This window comes from Exiguobacterium sp. s36 (assembly GCF_018618345.1).
In the GTDB taxonomy this organism is placed as follows: Bacteria; Bacillota; Bacilli; order Exiguobacteriales; family Exiguobacteriaceae; genus Exiguobacterium; species Exiguobacterium chiriqhucha.
Genome location: NZ_JACSLW010000011.1, coordinates 28,229 through 43,707 on the forward strand (window position 1 = coordinate 28,229; position 15,479 = coordinate 43,707).

Here is a 15,479-nt window from a genome sequence, read left to right on the forward strand (position 1 = left end):
AAAAGGCAGCGGAAGGATCCCCATCCGCTGTCAAATATTACTCGTTCATGGCATTATATTGGGCTTGCGTCTCGGCGATGGCGACGTCCTCTTGACCGTACGCCTCTAAAACGGCAGCCTCGACTTTCTGACGCATATCTCCATTAATCGGGTGAGCAATGTCACGGAAAATCCCTTCTGGCGTCCGCTTGCTCGGCATCGCTACGAACAGACCGGTACTCCCTTCAATGATTCGAAGGTCGTGTACCACAAATTCGTGGTCGAGTGTAATGGAGGCCAGTGCCTTCATTCTACCTTCCGTCGCGACTTTGCGAATTTTTACGTCTGTGATCTGCATGTTTCGCATCCCCTTTTCATCGTTGTCTGGACCGTGGTGTACTTTCTAAAAGGCTGAGATGATTCCAAGCGAACCGATTGACTTCGTACGAATCTTATACCCTTTCATCATAAAACGAAATCAATTTTTTGCCAATCACTTTAAGAACTGTTCGACGTTTCCACGCGAAATCGTGACGAGACCTTCATCCGAGTCGACGTTCGTCAATTTCATTAAACTGACGTATTCGCTCACCATTTTCTTCTCGGCGCCTTCTGCTTCCATAAGTACGCCGACACCGGCAAGGTTCGCTTCGAACTCGTTCAAGAGACTCATCATTCCGCGAATCGTTCCGCCAGCTTTCATGAAATCGTCAATCAACAGCACGTTCGCGCCACGTGGCAAACTGCGACGCGCGAGCGCCATCGTGCGAATCGCCTTCGACGAACCGGAGACGTAGTTGATACTCACGGTCGAACCTTCGGTGACACGACTATCGGACCGAACGATGACAAACGGTACCCCGAGTTGCTCGGCTACAGCGTAGGCGAGCGGAATCCCTTTCGTCGCAATCGTCATGACGACATCGACTTTCCGATCAGCGAACACCGAGGCGAAGACTTGGCCCATCGGCTTCACTTGACGCGGGTTACCGAGGACGTCTGTCAAATAGAGATAACCTCCTGGGAGCAACCGTTCTGGCTTCGACAACTGTTCACATAGCCCGTCGATCATCGAGAGCGACTTGTCTTTGCTCCACCCTGGGATGAACATGACGCCACCGGCCGCTCCTGGCACCGTGACCAGTTTACCCGTGCCATCGTGGGCCAACATTTCACTGACAATGACCAAATCTTCACTGATGGATGACTTGGCTGCTTTATAACGGCTCGAAAACATCGATAACGAGACGAGCTGGTGCGGATGGTCCAGCAAATAACGGGTCATATCAACGAGACGACCACTTCTACGAATTTTCATACGGATTCCCCTTCACTTCTTCAATAATAGACGAATGTTCTAAACAGAATATATCATTCTCATTCGTCTTTGTTCAATGTTTTTTGCCGAGAATCCGAACGACGAACACTTCAGGACAAAATCCTTTCAGCCCGTTATAGACACGATGTGCTTTTTGTTCATGCTCAATTAGTGCGAATACGGTCGGACCACTTCCACTCATGAGCACCCCATCCGCTCCGCAGTGGAGCATCGTTTCTTTGATTTGGCGAACTTCCGGATGAAGTTCGAGCGTGACCGCCTCAAGGGCATTGCCTAAGTTTGAACAGATACCATCAAAATCACGATCACGAATCGCCGTGACCATAGCCTCGGTGTTTGGATGCACAATCTTCTCCATCTCTACCGCGCGATAGACGTCGGCCGTCGATACCCCGATTTTCGGTTTCGCCAAGACGACGTAACACGGTGGCGGTGACGGGATTGTCTCTAACTGTTCACCGCGTCCGCGCGCGATGGCTGTTCCCCCCATGACACAAAACGATACGTCCGATCCGACGGCGGCCCCAAGTTCGGCCAACTCTTCTAACGACAGGCCGAGGTCGAACAGGTCGTTCATACCTCGAAGCGTCGCGGCAGCGTCACTCGATCCGCCAGCTAGCCCTGCCGCGACCGGAATCTGCTTATCCAATACGATTTCGACACCTTGCTTGATGCCAAATCGCTTCCGCAACAACTCGGCTGCACGATACGCCAAGTTCCGGTGGTCATTCGGCACATAGGCATGTTCAGATTGAATCCGAATCTCGTCTGTATCAAGGACGGTCAATTCCAGTCGATCCGATAAATCCACTGTCGTCATTACCATTTCTACTTCATGATAGCCATCTGCCCGCTTCCCAAGGACGTCAAGCGTCAAATTGATTTTTGCCGGCGCTTTCACACTGATCGTGCGCATATCGTTCACCCTTCCCATGTATCTCCTGTTCGCCATTGTACCGTAAACGAGCGCACAAAAAAAGAAGCAGCTGCCAATGCATCCGCCTCTCATTTATCGTTCAATTGCTGAATTCAATTTTAACTGTATCCGTTAGGACATCAGCGTAGCTATATGAGACACGTTCCACGTTATGATGGTCTTCATCCAATTTGACGACGAACACCGCGGGATACGTCTCAACGAGCGTTCCAAACCGAGTAACGACTTTCTTACGACCGCCGTTTGCTTTCAACGTCAATCGTTCTCCAACATGCGATTCGAGTTTCTGTCTGATTTCTTGCAACGTCTTTGGCATACGCTTCACCTCACTGTTACAAGTATAACACATTCAGAAATGAAAATAAAGATTAATATTATATCGATTCGCTATCCGGTCGTCAACTGTTTTTAAGTGGTAAAATTGTGTCCGCTAACCGTGCAAACTCTTCAAGCGAAAGCGTTTCGCCTCGCCGTTTTGGATCGATTTCAGCCTCACCCAAGAGACGTTCGATTTCCATTTTTTTATCTTTGCCCAGGTGATTCGTCAAGTTATTCAAAATCGTTTTCCGACGTTGCGCGAAACTGGCACGGGCAATCTCAAAGAAGAAGGCTTCATCCTTCACGTCGACCGCCGGTTTGGGGCGCATTTTCAACGTGATGACCGCTGAATCGACGTTCGGCGCCGGCATGAACACACTTTTCGGGACGATAAAGCTCACGTTCGCCTCTGCGTAATACTGAATTGCAATCGAGAGAGAGCCGTATGCTTTTGTCCCAGGCTTCGCTCCGATCCGCTCGGCAACTTCTTTTTGAATCATCATGACGAGTGAACGGAACTTGATTTGGCTTTCCAGTAAACGCATGATGATTGGCGTCGTCACGTAATACGGCAAGTTCGCCACGACCGAGATGTCTTCGATACCTTGACTGAAAAACTCACGCTCGACGATGGATTGAATATCGAGTTCGAGCGCATCGCCGTGGATGACATGCACGTGTGGATAAGGAGACATCGTGTCTTCCAAAATCGGAAGCAGACGTTGGTCGATTTCGAGGGCGACGACCTTTTTAGCCCGCTTGGCAGACTGTTCCGTCAATGACCCGATACCGGGACCGATTTCGAGCACCCCGCTCGCTTCACTTAGCTCCGCGGCGTCTACGATTTTATTCAAAATATTTAAATCGATTAAAAAGTTCTGTCCAAGCGACTTTTTAAACGAGAAGCCGTGACGTTCTAGAATTGATTTCGTGCGTTGAATTGTGGCGATGTCTTTCAATGATTTTCCTCCTCTAACTGAGCCAGTGCTCGTTCCCATTCTTCAATCGTGACCCGTAACGCTTCCACTCGTTTCACAAACTGTTTCGCGTTCGGTTCACCAATGCGAAGTAACACCCCGAGTCGTTTGCGCCGCCGCGCCGCGTCTGGTCCGCCAATCAAATCAGCTTCGAGCACCATCTGACGGGTGACGAGCGGCATGTCCGTCTCAACCCGCTGTTCATACAACGCTTCGAGCACACGGCGAATCGTCGCTGGAGAAGCATGCTCGACCCCGATTTTACCGCGCTTGTCTTTCGCTTCGGCTCGAGGGAGATAGGCATGCTTGCACCCTTTGACTTGCTCCTCGACGATGGCCCGGATTCGGTCACCCGGATAATCCGGGTCCGTCAAAATAATCACGCCCCGTGTCTCTTGGGCACGTTTGATTCGCTCGATTGTTTGCTTCGAAACGGCCGACCCGTTCGTCTCAATCGTATCGACGTCATACACTTCTTGTAGCCGCGTCGTGTCGTCTCGACCTTCGACGACAATCACTTCTTGTATCTTTTCACGCATCATCAGTTCCTTCTTTCTCTTCTTGCTTGGGGATGACCCAAATCGTGAGTGGCTGACGCCCAAACGTCACTGCCTCTTCTTTCGAATCCATCATCACATCGATTTTATTGCCTTTGATGGCACTGCCTGTATCTAAGGCAATCGCCATCCCAAACCCTTCAACGTACACGCGTGTGCCGAGCGGGATGATGGCTGGATCGACTGCAATGATTCGCATGCCTTCATACAGAATCGTGTCCGTCACATCATAACCGCTGCGCGTCAGTACCCTGCCGTCAAACGTGATCGTATCTTCCGCATTGTTCGTATACGCCGTCGCCTCGACGAGAAGCTGTTTCGCAGAGGTGAAATCTAAGACGTCCTCGGCTCGAGGCGTCTCTTCGATTTTAATCTCTGCTTCCTCTCGAAACGGGCTCGACGGTTCGGTCGTTGCCGTCTCCTCTTGTTCTTGCTCGGTCTCTTGATTCGCCTCTGGTTCAGCTACGATTCTCGTTCCAAGTTTTATGATTTGAGGGCGCACGGTTCGCAGCGTTTCCACGCTTGTTTCGGTCCGATTTGTAATTGTACCATTTTCCACTGTCAGTGCATACCGCGTCCGTTCGAGTCCAGGGACACCGACTTGAACAACCTCGGTTTCTCCGAGCGCAAGCGTGTCGTCCTCTTCTCTGACGATTTCAAATGGGATGAGTCGATTCTCATACTGCACGACGTCTCGACTCACGTTGACCGTGATTGTCATCCCGTCTCGCACTGGTGTCGCCAGAGCCGGTTCGACAGTATCCTTGTCAGAAACCGTCACATTCGCCTCCTGTAGCGCCTGCTCGACAGTTTGAGCCATCGTATGAACCGTCTTCGCCTCAGCGCCGACAATGACATCGAGTGCGACGACAGGCTGATACCGGATGGTCATACCCGATGTAATCGGGGTACGGACGCCCGGGTACACATCGTCCCCGTCACGGACACTCACTCCATAACGAAGCAACACGTCTTCGACAGTCCGTTCACGCGTCTCAACCGTTTCGATTTGTCCGTAACCAATTTGTAGCGAGACGGTACGGGCCCGCTCAATCTGAATAACTCGGTCGAGCGGGATATCCGCACTCAAAGCCGGCGTCACGACGTCTGACTCGTCAACGACAATCCCCGTCTCTTCAAGCACATCTAACACCGACTCGCCCCGACTCTCATGCACCATCGTCACTCCGTCATCGATGATGGTGACAGGTTCTGGTTGCATCGCCATATAGGCGAACACAGCGGTGGCCACGACGCCGACGCTTAACACGATCCGTCTGAACATCATGGGAGACGGAACAGGCGCTTCGCATTAGCGGTCGTCGCCTCAGCAAGTGCGTCGTAAGACATGTCACGTAGCGATGCAATCTCTTCGGCGACATACGTGACGTAAGCCGGTTCGTTCCGCTTGCCACGGAACGGCGTCGGCGTTAAATACGGACAGTCTGTCTCTACGAGGAGTCGATCGAGCGGGACTTGTTGTGCCACCGCTTTCGGTACTTTCGCATTCTTGAACGTCACCGGTCCCCCAAGAGAAATATAGAAGTTCAAACGCAGACAGCGCTCCAACAGTTCGACGGACATGCTGTAACTATGGAACACACCACCGACCTCTTCGGCGTGTTCTTCCTCTAAAATATCGAGTACGTCGGCGGTCGCTTCCCGATTGTGAATCACGATCGGCATATTCGTCCGTTTCGCGATGGCGATTTGTTGCCGGAACACGCGCTGTTGGACATCTTTAGGTGATTTGTCCCAATGATAGTCGAGCCCGATCTCCCCGAGCGCCATCACTTTCGGATGATCCATCAATATCTCGATTCTTGCCAAATCGGCCTCCGTGCAATCGACGGCGTCGACCGGGTGCCAGCCGACGATCGCGTAAATGTCTTCATACGTTTCCGCGAGCTCGATGGCACGCGTGATGGTCGGATTGTCGAACCCGACGACGAGCATCGGGGAAACGCCCGCAGCACGAGCCCGTTCAATCGTCGCTTCGACGTCTTCATTGAACTGTTCGGCATTGATATGTGTGTGTGTATCAATCAACATGATGGTTCCTCCTTGTATAGACAAAGAGGGAGACCGAAGTCTCCCCCAAACGATTATTTGACGATGGCCCCGTTCGGCATATTCTCAGATACGGTCGCAAGTTCAAGCTTGCCGTCTTTATCAGCCGCTAAAATCATCCCTTGTGACAATTCGCCACGCAGTTTGACCGGCTTCAAGTTGGCGACAACGATGACTTTCTTGCCAACCAAGTCTTCCGGCGTATACCATTCCGCGATACCCGAGACGATTTGACGCGTCTCCCCGCCAAGATCGACTTGAAGTTTCAACAACTTCTTCGCCTTCTTGATTTTATCGGCTTCGACGATTTGGCCGACGCGGAACTCGACTTGGTCAAAGACGTCAATCGTGATTTCCGGACGCATGTCCTCATCTTCGACGTCGCCCGCTTCCGCTTCGGCTTCTTCGACACGAGCTTGCGACGCTTGACGCATCATTTCTTGAATCGCATCGACTTCTTCTTTGACGTCACGACGCGGGAAAATCGGTGTCCCGTCTGTGACGACGGCTCCATCGAAGGCTGCGAACGTATCGAGCGCTTCCCATGACATATCTTTTCCTTCGAGACCGAGCTGACGGAACATCTCTTTCGGCGCCCGTGTCATGAACGGCTGAATCATCACCGCGACGTGACGGAGGACGCCGGCGAGGTGAGTCATCACCGACGCCAGTTCGTCATGCTTCGTTTCGTCCTTCGCGAGAACCCACGGTTGCGTCTCATCAATGTATTTGTTGGCACGGCTGACGAGTTGCCAAATGCTTGTGAGCGCTACCGAAAACTCCATGTGTTCCATAGCCGCTTCCGTCTTCGCTTTCGTCTCGTTGACGACTTGAAGCAATGAGGCATCGAATTCCGTTACATTGCCCGCATAAGCAGGAATTTCACCATCAAAATACTTCTTAATCATGGCCACGGTCCGGTTGAGCAGGTTCCCGAGGTCGTTCGCAAGATCAAAGTTCAAGCGATCAACGAATGCTTCCGGTGTGAACGTGCCGTCTGCCCCGAATGGAACTTCACGAAGAAGATAGTAGCGGAGCGAGTCGAGTCCGTATCGGTCGATCAGTGGAATCGGGTCGACCACGTTGCCTTTTGATTTCGACATTTTGCCGTCTTTCATGAGCAACCAACCATGTGCGAAAACTTGTTTCGGTAACGGGAGGTCAAGCGCCATGAGCAACGCTGGCCAAATGATTGTATGGAACCGGACGATCTCTTTTCCGACCAAATGGACGTCGGCTGGCCAATAGCGGTTGAACAACTCGTCGTTGTCCGACCCGTAGCCGAGGGCAGAGATATAGTTCGTAAGGGCATCGACCCATACGTATACGACATGCTTCGGGTTCGATGGGACTTGTACACCCCAGTCAAACGTCGTCCGTGAGACAGCCAAGTCTTGAAGACCCGGCTTCAAGAAGTTGTTGATCATCTCCGTTTTGCGCGATTCTGGCAAGATGAAGTCAGGGTGCGACTCGAAGTACTCGATCAAACGATCCGCATACTTGCTGAGACGGAAGAAGTAACACTCTTCGCGTACGAGTTCGACTGGGTGGCCGCTGTCCGGGCTCTTCCCGTCGATGAGCTGAGACTCCGTATAATACGTCTCATCAGGAATCGAGTACCAACCTTCATACTCTCCGAGATAAATATCATCATTTTTAAGAAGCGTCTCGAACACATGCTCGACGACAGCTTTGTGGCGTGCGTCTGTTGTACGGATGTAGTCATCATATGAGATTTCGAGACGGTCCCATAACACTTTGATGTCTTTGACAACTTCATCCACGAACGCTTGCGGTGTCACACCGGCTTCTTTCGCTTTTTCTTGAATTTTTTGACCGTGTTCATCCGTCCCAGTCAAATAACGAACGTCAAAACCTTTCAAACGCTTATAGCGCGCGATCGCATCGCCGGCCACCGTCGTATAAGCGTGACCGATGTGTAGTTTGGCACTCGGATAGTAAATCGGAGTCGTAATATAAAAAGTAGGCTTCGCCATTGTATGTTCTCCATCCTTTCGACATTTGCAATTTCCATTATACACGGTTCGACAAAAGAATTTCCAAACCAATTGTTTGGAATTTTTTTGTTGTTATCTCATAAAATATGTTCCAAAAAAACCCTTTCTTTGTTTCAGGTCCTAACTTTCGGGGAATTTTAGGTATATATCGCTCCTACATCGTCATTTTTCGAAAATGTAGATTTCCAATAGTAAGCAGTTGACTACAATTGGAAAGTTTAGTATGCTTTTTGCTGTAGTAACATTGTCGAATTTTGACGACTCATGTCACCAAGAGATTTCGACACCATTGGAGGAGGAAACACAAAATGAAATCTACAGGTATCGTACGGAAAGTTGATGAGCTCGGTCGTGTCGTCATTCCAATCGAATTGCGCCGCACACTTGGGATCGCTGAGAAAGATGCACTTGAAATCTACGTCGACAACGATCAAATCGTGTTGAAAAAATACAAACCGAACATGACTTGCCAAGTGACGGGCGAAGTATCGGATGACAACTTCAAGTTGGCTGACGGTAAATTGATCCTTTCACCAGAAGGCGCACAACGCGTTCTCGTCGAGTTGAAAAACATGCTCGAAAACTACTATAGCGAAGAGTAAGCAAGGGATTCCTTGCTTACTCTTTTTTGTCGACTTGATGATACGCGTCATACACTTCACTCCGTGACAGACCCCGCTCTTTAGCGGCTTGTTTAATGGCAGCGTTCGGTTTTAAGCCATCTTCAATGTAACGGTCGACGTGCTCGAGGGGCGATAGTGCCTCCCACCAATCGTGTGTCGGTGCCGCTTCCGTCGATCCTTCCACCATGACGACGAATTCGCCGCGTACTTCGCCTTCGCACCAGACCAACGCTTCTTCTACCGTCCCTCGTAAAAACTCTTCAAACGTTTTCGTCAACTCTCGTCCGAGAACAAGTTGCCGGTTGCCGAACACGTCTTGAATCCCGGTCAGCATCTCTTTTAACCGATGTGGCGCTTCATAAAAAATGATAGTGCCCGGTTCATATTGTAAGGATGACAACACATCGAGGCGCTCTTTCTTTTTACGGGGCAAGAATCCATAATACAAAAACCGCTCGGTCGCAAGACCAGAGGCGACAAGAGCCGTCAATGCTGCGTTCGCTCCAGGGAGTACGACGACGGGGAGCCTCGCTTGAATGGCCAACCTCACGAGGTCACTCCCAGGGTCTGAGATACCCGGCATGCCAGCGTCTGAGACCACGGCGACCGACTTGCCCGCCTCGATATCTTCGATTAAGCGAGGGCCACTCACGTGCTTATTATGCTCATGGTAGCTGACCAGTTTCGTCTCAATGCCGAAATGGCGACAGAGTTTCATCGTTTGGCGCGTGTCTTCAGCCGCAATCAAATCGACTTCTCCTAAAATTCGAACCGCCCGATACGTCATGTCTTCTAAATTTCCAATCGGCGTCGGCACAACATAGAGCGTGGGCCCATCAGTCTGGTAACTTTTCTGTGAGTTCATTACTCGTTCCCTCCATCAATTGCTGTTTTTGAGCCCGCGTGAGTTGTTTGATGGACCATTCGTACTGCATGGCTTCGCGTTTGGTCGCAAACGACCTGACATATCGCAACGTCACCGGGAGACGAGCCCGTGTATATTTCGCACCTTTTCCGTTGTTATGCACTTCCATCCGCTTATCCACATCCGTCGTATATCCGGTATAGTACGTGCCATCGTTGCACTCGAGAATATAGGCAAAGTGCTTACGCATCGAGGATTGCCCGCATGTCGCTCGTATACGTGTCATCTTCCTCATAAACGATAAACGGAGGTAAGATTGTGAGCCCTGCTTTTCCATCTTTCGACCCCTCTATTAACAATGTGTTCGCGTCTCGACCTTGCTTCGGATAAACGAGTTGCATTCGCTTTGGTTCAATCCGATACGCCCGCATGAGCGTCAGAATGTCGAGTAATCGTTCTGGACGATGGACGAAGGCCACTTTCCCACCCGGTTTGACGAGTTGACTGGCTGAACGAATACAATCTTCTAGAGTGCAAAGGACTTCATGGCGTGCAATCGTATGATGTTCATTTTGATTGCGTAACGATGTCTCGTTCGCCAAAAAATAAGGGGGATTGCACGTGACAACATCATAACGGGCATGTCCTAATCGACTTGCAGCGGTTTTCACGTCCCCTTCAACGATGTGGAGCCTCTCGTCCAACTCATTGATGGCAATGCTGCGATTGGCCATGTCGACGAGGCGAGGCTGGATTTCAACACCCGTGACCGTCCCTTTCGTTCGATATGATAAAAAGAGCGGAATCGCCCCCGTGCCGGCGCACAAATCGACGAGCTTCCCTTTTTGAATCGGCACCCATACAAATTCGGCGAGTAATACGGCATCCAATGAAAATGAAAAAACGTCATCACTTTGAATGATCTTGCCGGGACGCCCTAACAAATCATCAAGACGTTCACCTTGTTTAACAGTCACGCCATTTCCCTCCTACATAACGTACAAAGGCGACGGACGGGAATACCCCCGTCTATCGCCCCTTATTAATGTTTATTTAGCATCGACATGCAGAAGAGACAGTCTCCGTCTTTTCTAACTTGTCCATAATGCAAATTACAAATGTGAAATCCTTCTTGGTATAGCGCCGCCAGATTGTTCTGTCCTTTTCCGGACAACGCAATTTGGGGATCCCCATCAGGCGTCTCGACTTCTGCAAGTTGCTCCACTTTTTCACGCAAATGATGGTTTTCGAGATACATGTGTTGGTTTTCTTCGAGCAAATAGGCGAGTTGCTCTTTGAGCACCCCTAAATGCTCCGTCAACAATTGCATTTGTTGCTCGATCGCATCGACCCGCATCATGACTTCCTTTTTATCCATTCTTTCCACTGCTCAGCACCCCATCACTGTTTCGACGGTTTTCGTTTGACTGCACCGACCTCGACGAGCTCGTCGATTGTATACGTCACAACACGGGTCCGATCATTCAACTCGACTTGAATCAATTGATCCAAGATATTGAGACCGATGACACGTCCGTCACCTTCTGGAATTTTGATTCGTTTTCCGACGTCTGGTAAATCCCGCTTCAATTCTTCATACGTATCATTCTCGTATTTCAGACAGCACATGAGACGACCACACACACCGGAGATTTTATTCGGATTCAAGGATAAGTTCTGATCCTTGGCCATCTTAATCGATACCGGCTCAAATTCCCCTAAAAACGAGGAGCAACACAACACACGACCACAAGGCCCGATTCCGCTCAGCAGTTTCGCTTCGTCCCGAACTCCAATTTGACGGAGTTCGATCCGGGTGCGAAACACACTTGCTAAATCTTTGACGAGTTCCCGAAAATCAACGCGCCCCTCTGCCGTGAAATAAAAGATGACTTTATTACGATCAAATGTATACTCAACATCTACTAACTTCATTTCAAGTCGATGTTCACGAATTTTTTCTTCACAGACGGCGTGAGCGTCAAATGCTGCCAATCGATTGTCTTGAACGATTTCGGCATCTTTTTGATCGGCGACACGAAGGATTGTCTTTAACGGCAATACTACTTCGTCTTCACCCAGTTGCTTACCAACTTGGACGACTTCACCGTATTCGATGCCTCGTACCGTCTCTACGATGACATGGTCTCCACGTTCAAGCGTTGCTTCGCCTGGTGAAAAGTAATAGATTTTTCCCGCTTCTTTAAAACGGACTCCGACTACTTCAAGCACGCTCTCCTATCCTTTCTGCAAATCGAACGTTAACCGTTCGAACGTTAATTGAGGATTGACGTTTGCCTCAAGCCGTCGAATCGCCTCATGGACAGATTCAATAGCATGGACGATTTTATGAACCGGACGATCTTTTACAAACGCGGTATATAGCGCTTGTTCTTTCGTAAACAACTCCGGAACATAGTCTGTTCGCACTTTGAAGTGGAGCGCTTGCTCCAACCAATTTCCGAACAGCTCGAGACCGACTCGCAATTCATTCCGCCCTTTAAAATGACCGAACCATTTTTCTTGGGCGAATAAAAGCAATTCTTGCTGGCGTTTTGTCAACACTTCAACTAATTGTACCACTAGCCCATACGCCTGTACAAACCAGTCGTTGTGAAGTGCCTCACGGGCGTCTTCGAATTTTGGATATGTCTCTAAAGCAAGACGTGCTAAATCGCTCGTACATTGCACGTCTGCGACCAACGTTTCCACAAGTCGTTCTCGATCAATCGGTCGAAACACTAAATGCTGAGCCCGCGAGCGAATGGTTGGTAATAAGAGTTGCGGCTGGGTCGTGACCAAGATGGCCAGTTTCCCAATGCCCGGTTCTTCGAAAAATTTTAAGAGACTGTTGGCCGCCTGAGGTGTCATTTTATGCGCTTGATGAATGACATATATTTGACGGTCCCCTTCTGCTCCACGTAGCGACAAGTCGCTCAACAATTGTTGAACTTGTTCTTTTTTGATACTGGCCCCATCCGGTTCCACTTCCATATAGTCGACGAGGTTCCCCGAATCCATCCGTCTACAGTTTCGACAACTGCCACACGGCTCTACTCCGTCAGGCGACTCGCAAAAAAGGGATTTTGCAAACAGTTGCGCCGTCTCAATTAAATAAGGTTCATAATCTCCTGAGAAAATATAGGCGTGACCCACCTTTTGAGCGACAATCGAATTTTCAATCACTTTGGCGATAACCGTTTGAGATTTCGCTAACTCTTGAAAGCTCATATTCGTGACCGTTCCCATTAAAACTGATGGAATCCTTCAATCGGCAAGACGAACACAGTCGCTCCGCCAACTTGTACTTCTACCGGATACGGAATATATGAATCAGCATGACCGCCCATCGGTGAAATCGGCGTGATCATTTGATCTCGGCTCGAGCAATTCGATTTGATTAGCGCGAGCAAATCGTCTAACCTTTCTTTTGGTACACCAATCATGAACGTTGTGTTACCTTCTTTCAAAAAGCCTCCCGTTGTGGCTAATTTTGTTGCGCGGAAGTCCTCTTCGATTAAAGCATCTGACAACCGAGCACTGTCCTTATCATGTACAATCGCGATTACCATCTTCATCATTGCGTCACTCCTCTTTCATTTAATCGTTCTAACGTAATATCTAACACTTCATCTTGAATCATTTCAATTGTAGCGTTCGCATCGATACGAACCATCCGATCCGGATGTTGTTCTAATATTTTTTTGAACCCATCGTATACGCGTTGATGGAAAGACTCATCTCGGCTCTCGATACGGTCTAATTGACCTCGATCTTTCATGCGACGGCTCGCTTGATCAGGGGTCAAATCAAAGAGGAAAGTCAAATCGGGTTTAATCCCGGCCGTTGCCCACTCGTTCAGTGATAGAATTTGATTCAAATCATATTGGAGTCCATATCCTTGATAGGCAATCGAGGCATCGACAAATCGATCACACACAACAATCGCCCCTCGTTTAAGAGCAGGTCGAATCACTTGATCGATGTTTTGGGCACGGGACGCGGCATACAGCATCATCTCGACGCGTGGAGTCATTTCATCATGTTCTGGTGATAATAAGACCTCTCGAATACTGTTTCCGACTTTGGTCCCTCCTGGTTCTCGAGTGACGACTACTTCGTATCCTTTTTCAGTCAATGAACGAACTAACAATTGCAACTGCGTGGTTTTCCCCGAACCGTCGGGACCTTCTACAGTAATAAACATACCTTTCACGATTAAAACTCCTCTACGATAACATCAATTTGTTTCATCATAACATGCCTACTCGCTTGCAGGTTCCGTCCTAGTGAAATCCATTCATTCAATACTCTAATTTTCTCGTGTGTGATGACTTCTCCTCTTAGTATCCACGGAATTCCTGGTGGATAAGGGATAACAGTTTCTGCAGCGACGGCTCCTATTGCTTGTTCAAATGATTTGCGAATGATATCTGCATCATCTGAAATAGCATTCAACACCGAAACACGTTCTGTCATCGGGTAAGGATAGATTGTTTCATCTTCGACAATGAGCGGGACATGTTGTGATGCATTTTTAATCAGTTTTACCCAATGTTGAATCTCTTGGCTTTTTAATTCCCTTAACGGCAGGCAGAATAACACATGATCTTCTGCAGCTAGTTCCGTATCAATACCGATTGACGCCAAATGTTGACTAAAGATGAGACCATTTTTCGGATATGTCAGCACGGTCATTTTGGTAAAATCATCGCCCACTTTGATTGAAAAGCCAGCTCGTCTCATTTCCATGATGAATGCGAAATGACTTTTTTGAATATGTGTCCAATCTCGTTCACTCAAATTTTCGAGATACTCTCTAGCGTAATCGAGTGAAGCCATAATCAAATAAGACGGACTAGACGTTTGAAAAGAAGAGAGTGCATGAAATAAACGTTTCTCATTAATCTCTTCCTTATAGTGGACCCAAGCACCCATCGTGAGCGCTGGAAGGGTTTTATGAGCAGACTGGACAACGGCGCTAGCTCCTTCGAAAATAGCGGATCGCTTTGGAAATGTAGGATGAATCAAATGAGCGCCATGTGCTTCATCAACTAAGAGAGGAATATGCAACGGACGCAAATAAGCACTGATCTCCGGGATGTTTGCCATATCTCCGTAATAAGTAGGAGATGTCAGTAGGAGGGCCTTCCCACCTGGGTACTGCGTGACAGCATCTTGAATTGTTTCTAATGCGACGACAGTCGGTAAACTGCTCCCCCTATCTAATTCAGGAGTGAGTAAAATGGGTTCTAAACCGAGCCACTCAATGGCGTTCCACACGGATTTGTGGGAATTACGTTGTACATATACTCGTTCTCCCCGTTTCACAGTTGCTGCCAACAGACTCCAGTTTCCCGCCGTTGACCCATTCACTAACCATTTACTTTTACTTTGATAAAGAGATCCTAGTGCCCTCTCTCCTTCTAGAATAATACCTTCAGCATGGTGTAAATCATCCAAGTGTCCGAGTTCTGTTAAATCGTATGGCATTATTTTTTGGAATACAGTCGGAAGTTTCTCATCTCTTACTGTTCCATTGTGATGACCAGGTACATGAAAAGAGACACGATCTTCGCGTACATGTTGCTCCAATGTTTCCATAAATGTGAAAGGATTATGTTTAGGTTTTCGAGTCATATAGGCAACCTTCCTATCCGAAATAGATGCGACTTATATACAAAAAGAGACGATCAAGCGGATGCTTGATCGTCTTTCGCGTTGGCCTGGCAACGTCCTATCCTCACAGGGGGAGACCCCCAACTACTTTCGGCGCTGAAGCGCTTAACTTCCGTG

19 protein-coding genes are annotated in these 15,479 nt (G+C 48.9%); 1 reads left to right on the top strand and 18 read right to left on the bottom strand.

What is annotated here, in order from left to right:
• Positions 1–37 precede the first annotated feature (37 nt).
• The 9 genes from spoVG to metG all read right to left on the bottom strand — a co-directional run bounded on the left by spoVG (position 38) and on the right by metG (position 8,174).
• The gene (spoVG, locus tag KNP95_RS15145) at positions 38–337 is read right to left on the bottom strand and encodes a septation regulator SpoVG (protein WP_021065748.1); all 300 of its coding nucleotides are present in this window, start codon (positions 335–337) and stop codon (positions 38–40) included.
• 135 nt (positions 338–472) lie between these two features.
• Positions 473–1,297, bottom strand: a complete 825-nt coding sequence (gene purR / locus KNP95_RS15150) for a pur operon repressor (protein WP_021065749.1) — start codon at positions 1,295–1,297, stop codon at positions 473–475.
• Positions 1,298–1,370: 73 nt separating this feature from the next.
• Positions 1,371–2,234, bottom strand: a complete 864-nt coding sequence (gene ispE / locus KNP95_RS15155; protein WP_034796941.1) for a 4-(cytidine 5'-diphospho)-2-C-methyl-D-erythritol kinase — start codon at positions 2,232–2,234, stop codon at positions 1,371–1,373.
• A 100-nt stretch (positions 2,235–2,334) separates the two neighbouring features.
• A complete protein-coding gene (locus tag KNP95_RS15160; protein WP_021065751.1) occupies positions 2,335–2,571 on the bottom strand; it encodes a Veg family protein in 237 nt (78 codons plus the stop codon).
• 82 nt (positions 2,572–2,653) lie between these two features.
• Positions 2,654–3,532: a 16S rRNA (adenine(1518)-N(6)/adenine(1519)-N(6))-dimethyltransferase RsmA gene (gene rsmA, locus KNP95_RS15165; protein WP_214838182.1), complete on the bottom strand. Its 879-nt coding sequence runs from the start codon at positions 3,530–3,532 to the stop codon at positions 2,654–2,656.
• Positions 3,529–4,089: a ribonuclease M5 gene (rnmV, locus tag KNP95_RS15170; protein WP_021065753.1), complete on the bottom strand. Its 561-nt coding sequence runs from the start codon at positions 4,087–4,089 to the stop codon at positions 3,529–3,531. Before rnmV ends, rsmA begins: the two co-directional genes overlap by 4 nt.
• Positions 4,082–5,377 carry a ubiquitin-like domain-containing protein gene (locus tag KNP95_RS15175; protein WP_353049000.1) on the bottom strand — a complete coding sequence of 432 codons (1,296 nt, stop codon included), beginning with the start codon at positions 5,375–5,377 and terminating at the stop codon, positions 4,082–4,084. The genes rnmV and KNP95_RS15175 overlap by 8 nt, the downstream gene beginning before the upstream one ends.
• Before the next feature lie 14 nt (positions 5,378–5,391).
• The gene (locus KNP95_RS15180) at positions 5,392–6,159 is read right to left on the bottom strand and encodes a TatD family hydrolase (protein WP_214838188.1); all 768 of its coding nucleotides are present in this window, start codon (positions 6,157–6,159) and stop codon (positions 5,392–5,394) included.
• Between the two features lie 53 nt (positions 6,160–6,212).
• A complete protein-coding gene (gene metG, locus KNP95_RS15185) occupies positions 6,213–8,174 on the bottom strand; it encodes a methionine--tRNA ligase (RefSeq protein ID WP_214838191.1) in 1,962 nt (653 codons plus the stop codon).
• A gap of 329 nt (positions 8,175–8,503) precedes the next feature.
• Between metG and KNP95_RS15190 the strand changes: the two genes are divergently transcribed.
• Positions 8,504–8,797: a transition state genes transcriptional regulator AbrB gene (locus KNP95_RS15190; protein WP_012727742.1), complete on the top strand. Its 294-nt coding sequence runs from the start codon at positions 8,504–8,506 to the stop codon at positions 8,795–8,797.
• A gap of 16 nt (positions 8,798–8,813) precedes the next feature.
• On the opposite strand, the gene rsmI is transcribed toward KNP95_RS15190, so the two are convergent.
• From rsmI to KNP95_RS15235, 9 genes are all read right to left on the bottom strand, one after another.
• Entirely contained in the window at positions 8,814–9,683 is an 870-nt protein-coding gene (gene rsmI / locus KNP95_RS15195; protein WP_021065757.1) for a 16S rRNA (cytidine(1402)-2'-O)-methyltransferase, read from the bottom strand.
• Positions 9,655–9,933, bottom strand: coding sequence for a GIY-YIG nuclease family protein (locus tag KNP95_RS15200; protein ID WP_021065758.1), 279 nt, complete (start codon positions 9,931–9,933; stop codon positions 9,655–9,657). The genes rsmI and KNP95_RS15200 overlap by 29 nt, the downstream gene beginning before the upstream one ends.
• On the bottom strand, positions 9,926–10,660 hold the full coding sequence (locus KNP95_RS15205; RefSeq protein ID WP_021065759.1) for a tRNA1(Val) (adenine(37)-N6)-methyltransferase: 735 nt from the start codon (positions 10,658–10,660) through the stop codon (positions 9,926–9,928). The genes KNP95_RS15200 and KNP95_RS15205 overlap by 8 nt, the downstream gene beginning before the upstream one ends.
• Positions 10,661–10,725: 65 nt before the next feature.
• Positions 10,726–11,061: a DNA replication initiation control protein YabA gene (yabA, locus tag KNP95_RS15210; protein ID WP_021065760.1), complete on the bottom strand. Its 336-nt coding sequence runs from the start codon at positions 11,059–11,061 to the stop codon at positions 10,726–10,728.
• 23 nt (positions 11,062–11,084) lie between these two features.
• The gene (locus tag KNP95_RS15215) at positions 11,085–11,915 is read right to left on the bottom strand and encodes a PSP1 domain-containing protein (protein WP_021065761.1); all 831 of its coding nucleotides are present in this window, start codon (positions 11,913–11,915) and stop codon (positions 11,085–11,087) included.
• Between the two features lie 6 nt (positions 11,916–11,921).
• Positions 11,922–12,932: a DNA polymerase III subunit delta' gene (locus KNP95_RS15220; RefSeq protein ID WP_353049001.1), complete on the bottom strand. Its 1,011-nt coding sequence runs from the start codon at positions 12,930–12,932 to the stop codon at positions 11,922–11,924.
• Positions 12,932–13,261 (bottom strand): cyclic-di-AMP receptor, encoded by a 330-nt coding sequence (locus tag KNP95_RS15225; RefSeq protein ID WP_029594397.1) that lies wholly within the window; start codon positions 13,259–13,261, stop codon positions 12,932–12,934. The genes KNP95_RS15220 and KNP95_RS15225 overlap by 1 nt, the downstream gene beginning before the upstream one ends.
• The gene (gene tmk / locus KNP95_RS15230) at positions 13,261–13,899 is read right to left on the bottom strand and encodes a dTMP kinase (RefSeq protein WP_029594396.1); all 639 of its coding nucleotides are present in this window, start codon (positions 13,897–13,899) and stop codon (positions 13,261–13,263) included. Before tmk ends, KNP95_RS15225 begins: the two co-directional genes overlap by 1 nt.
• A gap of 2 nt (positions 13,900–13,901) precedes the next feature.
• Positions 13,902–15,323, bottom strand: a complete 1,422-nt coding sequence (locus KNP95_RS15235; RefSeq protein ID WP_251136311.1) for an aminotransferase class I/II-fold pyridoxal phosphate-dependent enzyme — start codon at positions 15,321–15,323, stop codon at positions 13,902–13,904.
• Positions 15,324–15,479: the final 156 nt, after the last annotated feature.

Excerpts from the sequence above, each read along its gene's own strand:
- spoVG (WP_021065748.1), bottom strand. The coding sequence starts at position 337 with ATGCAGATCACAGACGTAAAAATTCGCAAAGTCGCGACGGAAGGTAGA.
- purR (WP_021065749.1), bottom strand. The coding sequence starts at position 1,297 with ATGAAAATTCGTAGAAGTGGTCGTCTCGTTGATATGACCCGTTATTTG.
- ispE (WP_034796941.1), bottom strand. The coding sequence starts at position 2,234 with ATGCGCACGATCAGTGTGAAAGCGCCGGCAAAAATCAATTTGACGCTT.
- KNP95_RS15160 (WP_021065751.1), bottom strand. The coding sequence starts at position 2,571 with ATGCCAAAGACGTTGCAAGAAATCAGACAGAAACTCGAATCGCATGTT.
- rnmV (WP_021065753.1), bottom strand. The coding sequence starts at position 4,089 with ATGCGTGAAAAGATACAAGAAGTGATTGTCGTCGAAGGTCGAGACGAC.
- KNP95_RS15180 (WP_214838188.1), bottom strand. The coding sequence starts at position 6,159 with ATGTTGATTGATACACACACACATATCAATGCCGAACAGTTCAATGAA.
- metG (WP_214838191.1), bottom strand. The coding sequence starts at position 8,174 with ATGGCGAAGCCTACTTTTTATATTACGACTCCGATTTACTATCCGAGT.
- KNP95_RS15190 (WP_012727742.1), top strand. The coding sequence starts at position 8,504 with ATGAAATCTACAGGTATCGTACGGAAAGTTGATGAGCTCGGTCGTGTC.
- rsmI (WP_021065757.1), bottom strand. The coding sequence starts at position 9,683 with ATGAACTCACAGAAAAGTTACCAGACTGATGGGCCCACGCTCTATGTT.
- KNP95_RS15200 (WP_021065758.1), bottom strand. The coding sequence starts at position 9,933 with ATGCGTAAGCACTTTGCCTATATTCTCGAGTGCAACGATGGCACGTAC.
- yabA (WP_021065760.1), bottom strand. The coding sequence starts at position 11,061 with ATGGATAAAAAGGAAGTCATGATGCGGGTCGATGCGATCGAGCAACAA.
- KNP95_RS15220 (WP_353049001.1), bottom strand. The coding sequence starts at position 12,932 with ATGGGAACGGTCACGAATATGAGCTTTCAAGAGTTAGCGAAATCTCAA.
- KNP95_RS15225 (WP_029594397.1), bottom strand. The coding sequence starts at position 13,261 with ATGAAGATGGTAATCGCGATTGTACATGATAAGGACAGTGCTCGGTTG.
- KNP95_RS15235 (WP_251136311.1), bottom strand. The coding sequence starts at position 15,323 with ATGACTCGAAAACCTAAACATAATCCTTTCACATTTATGGAAACATTG.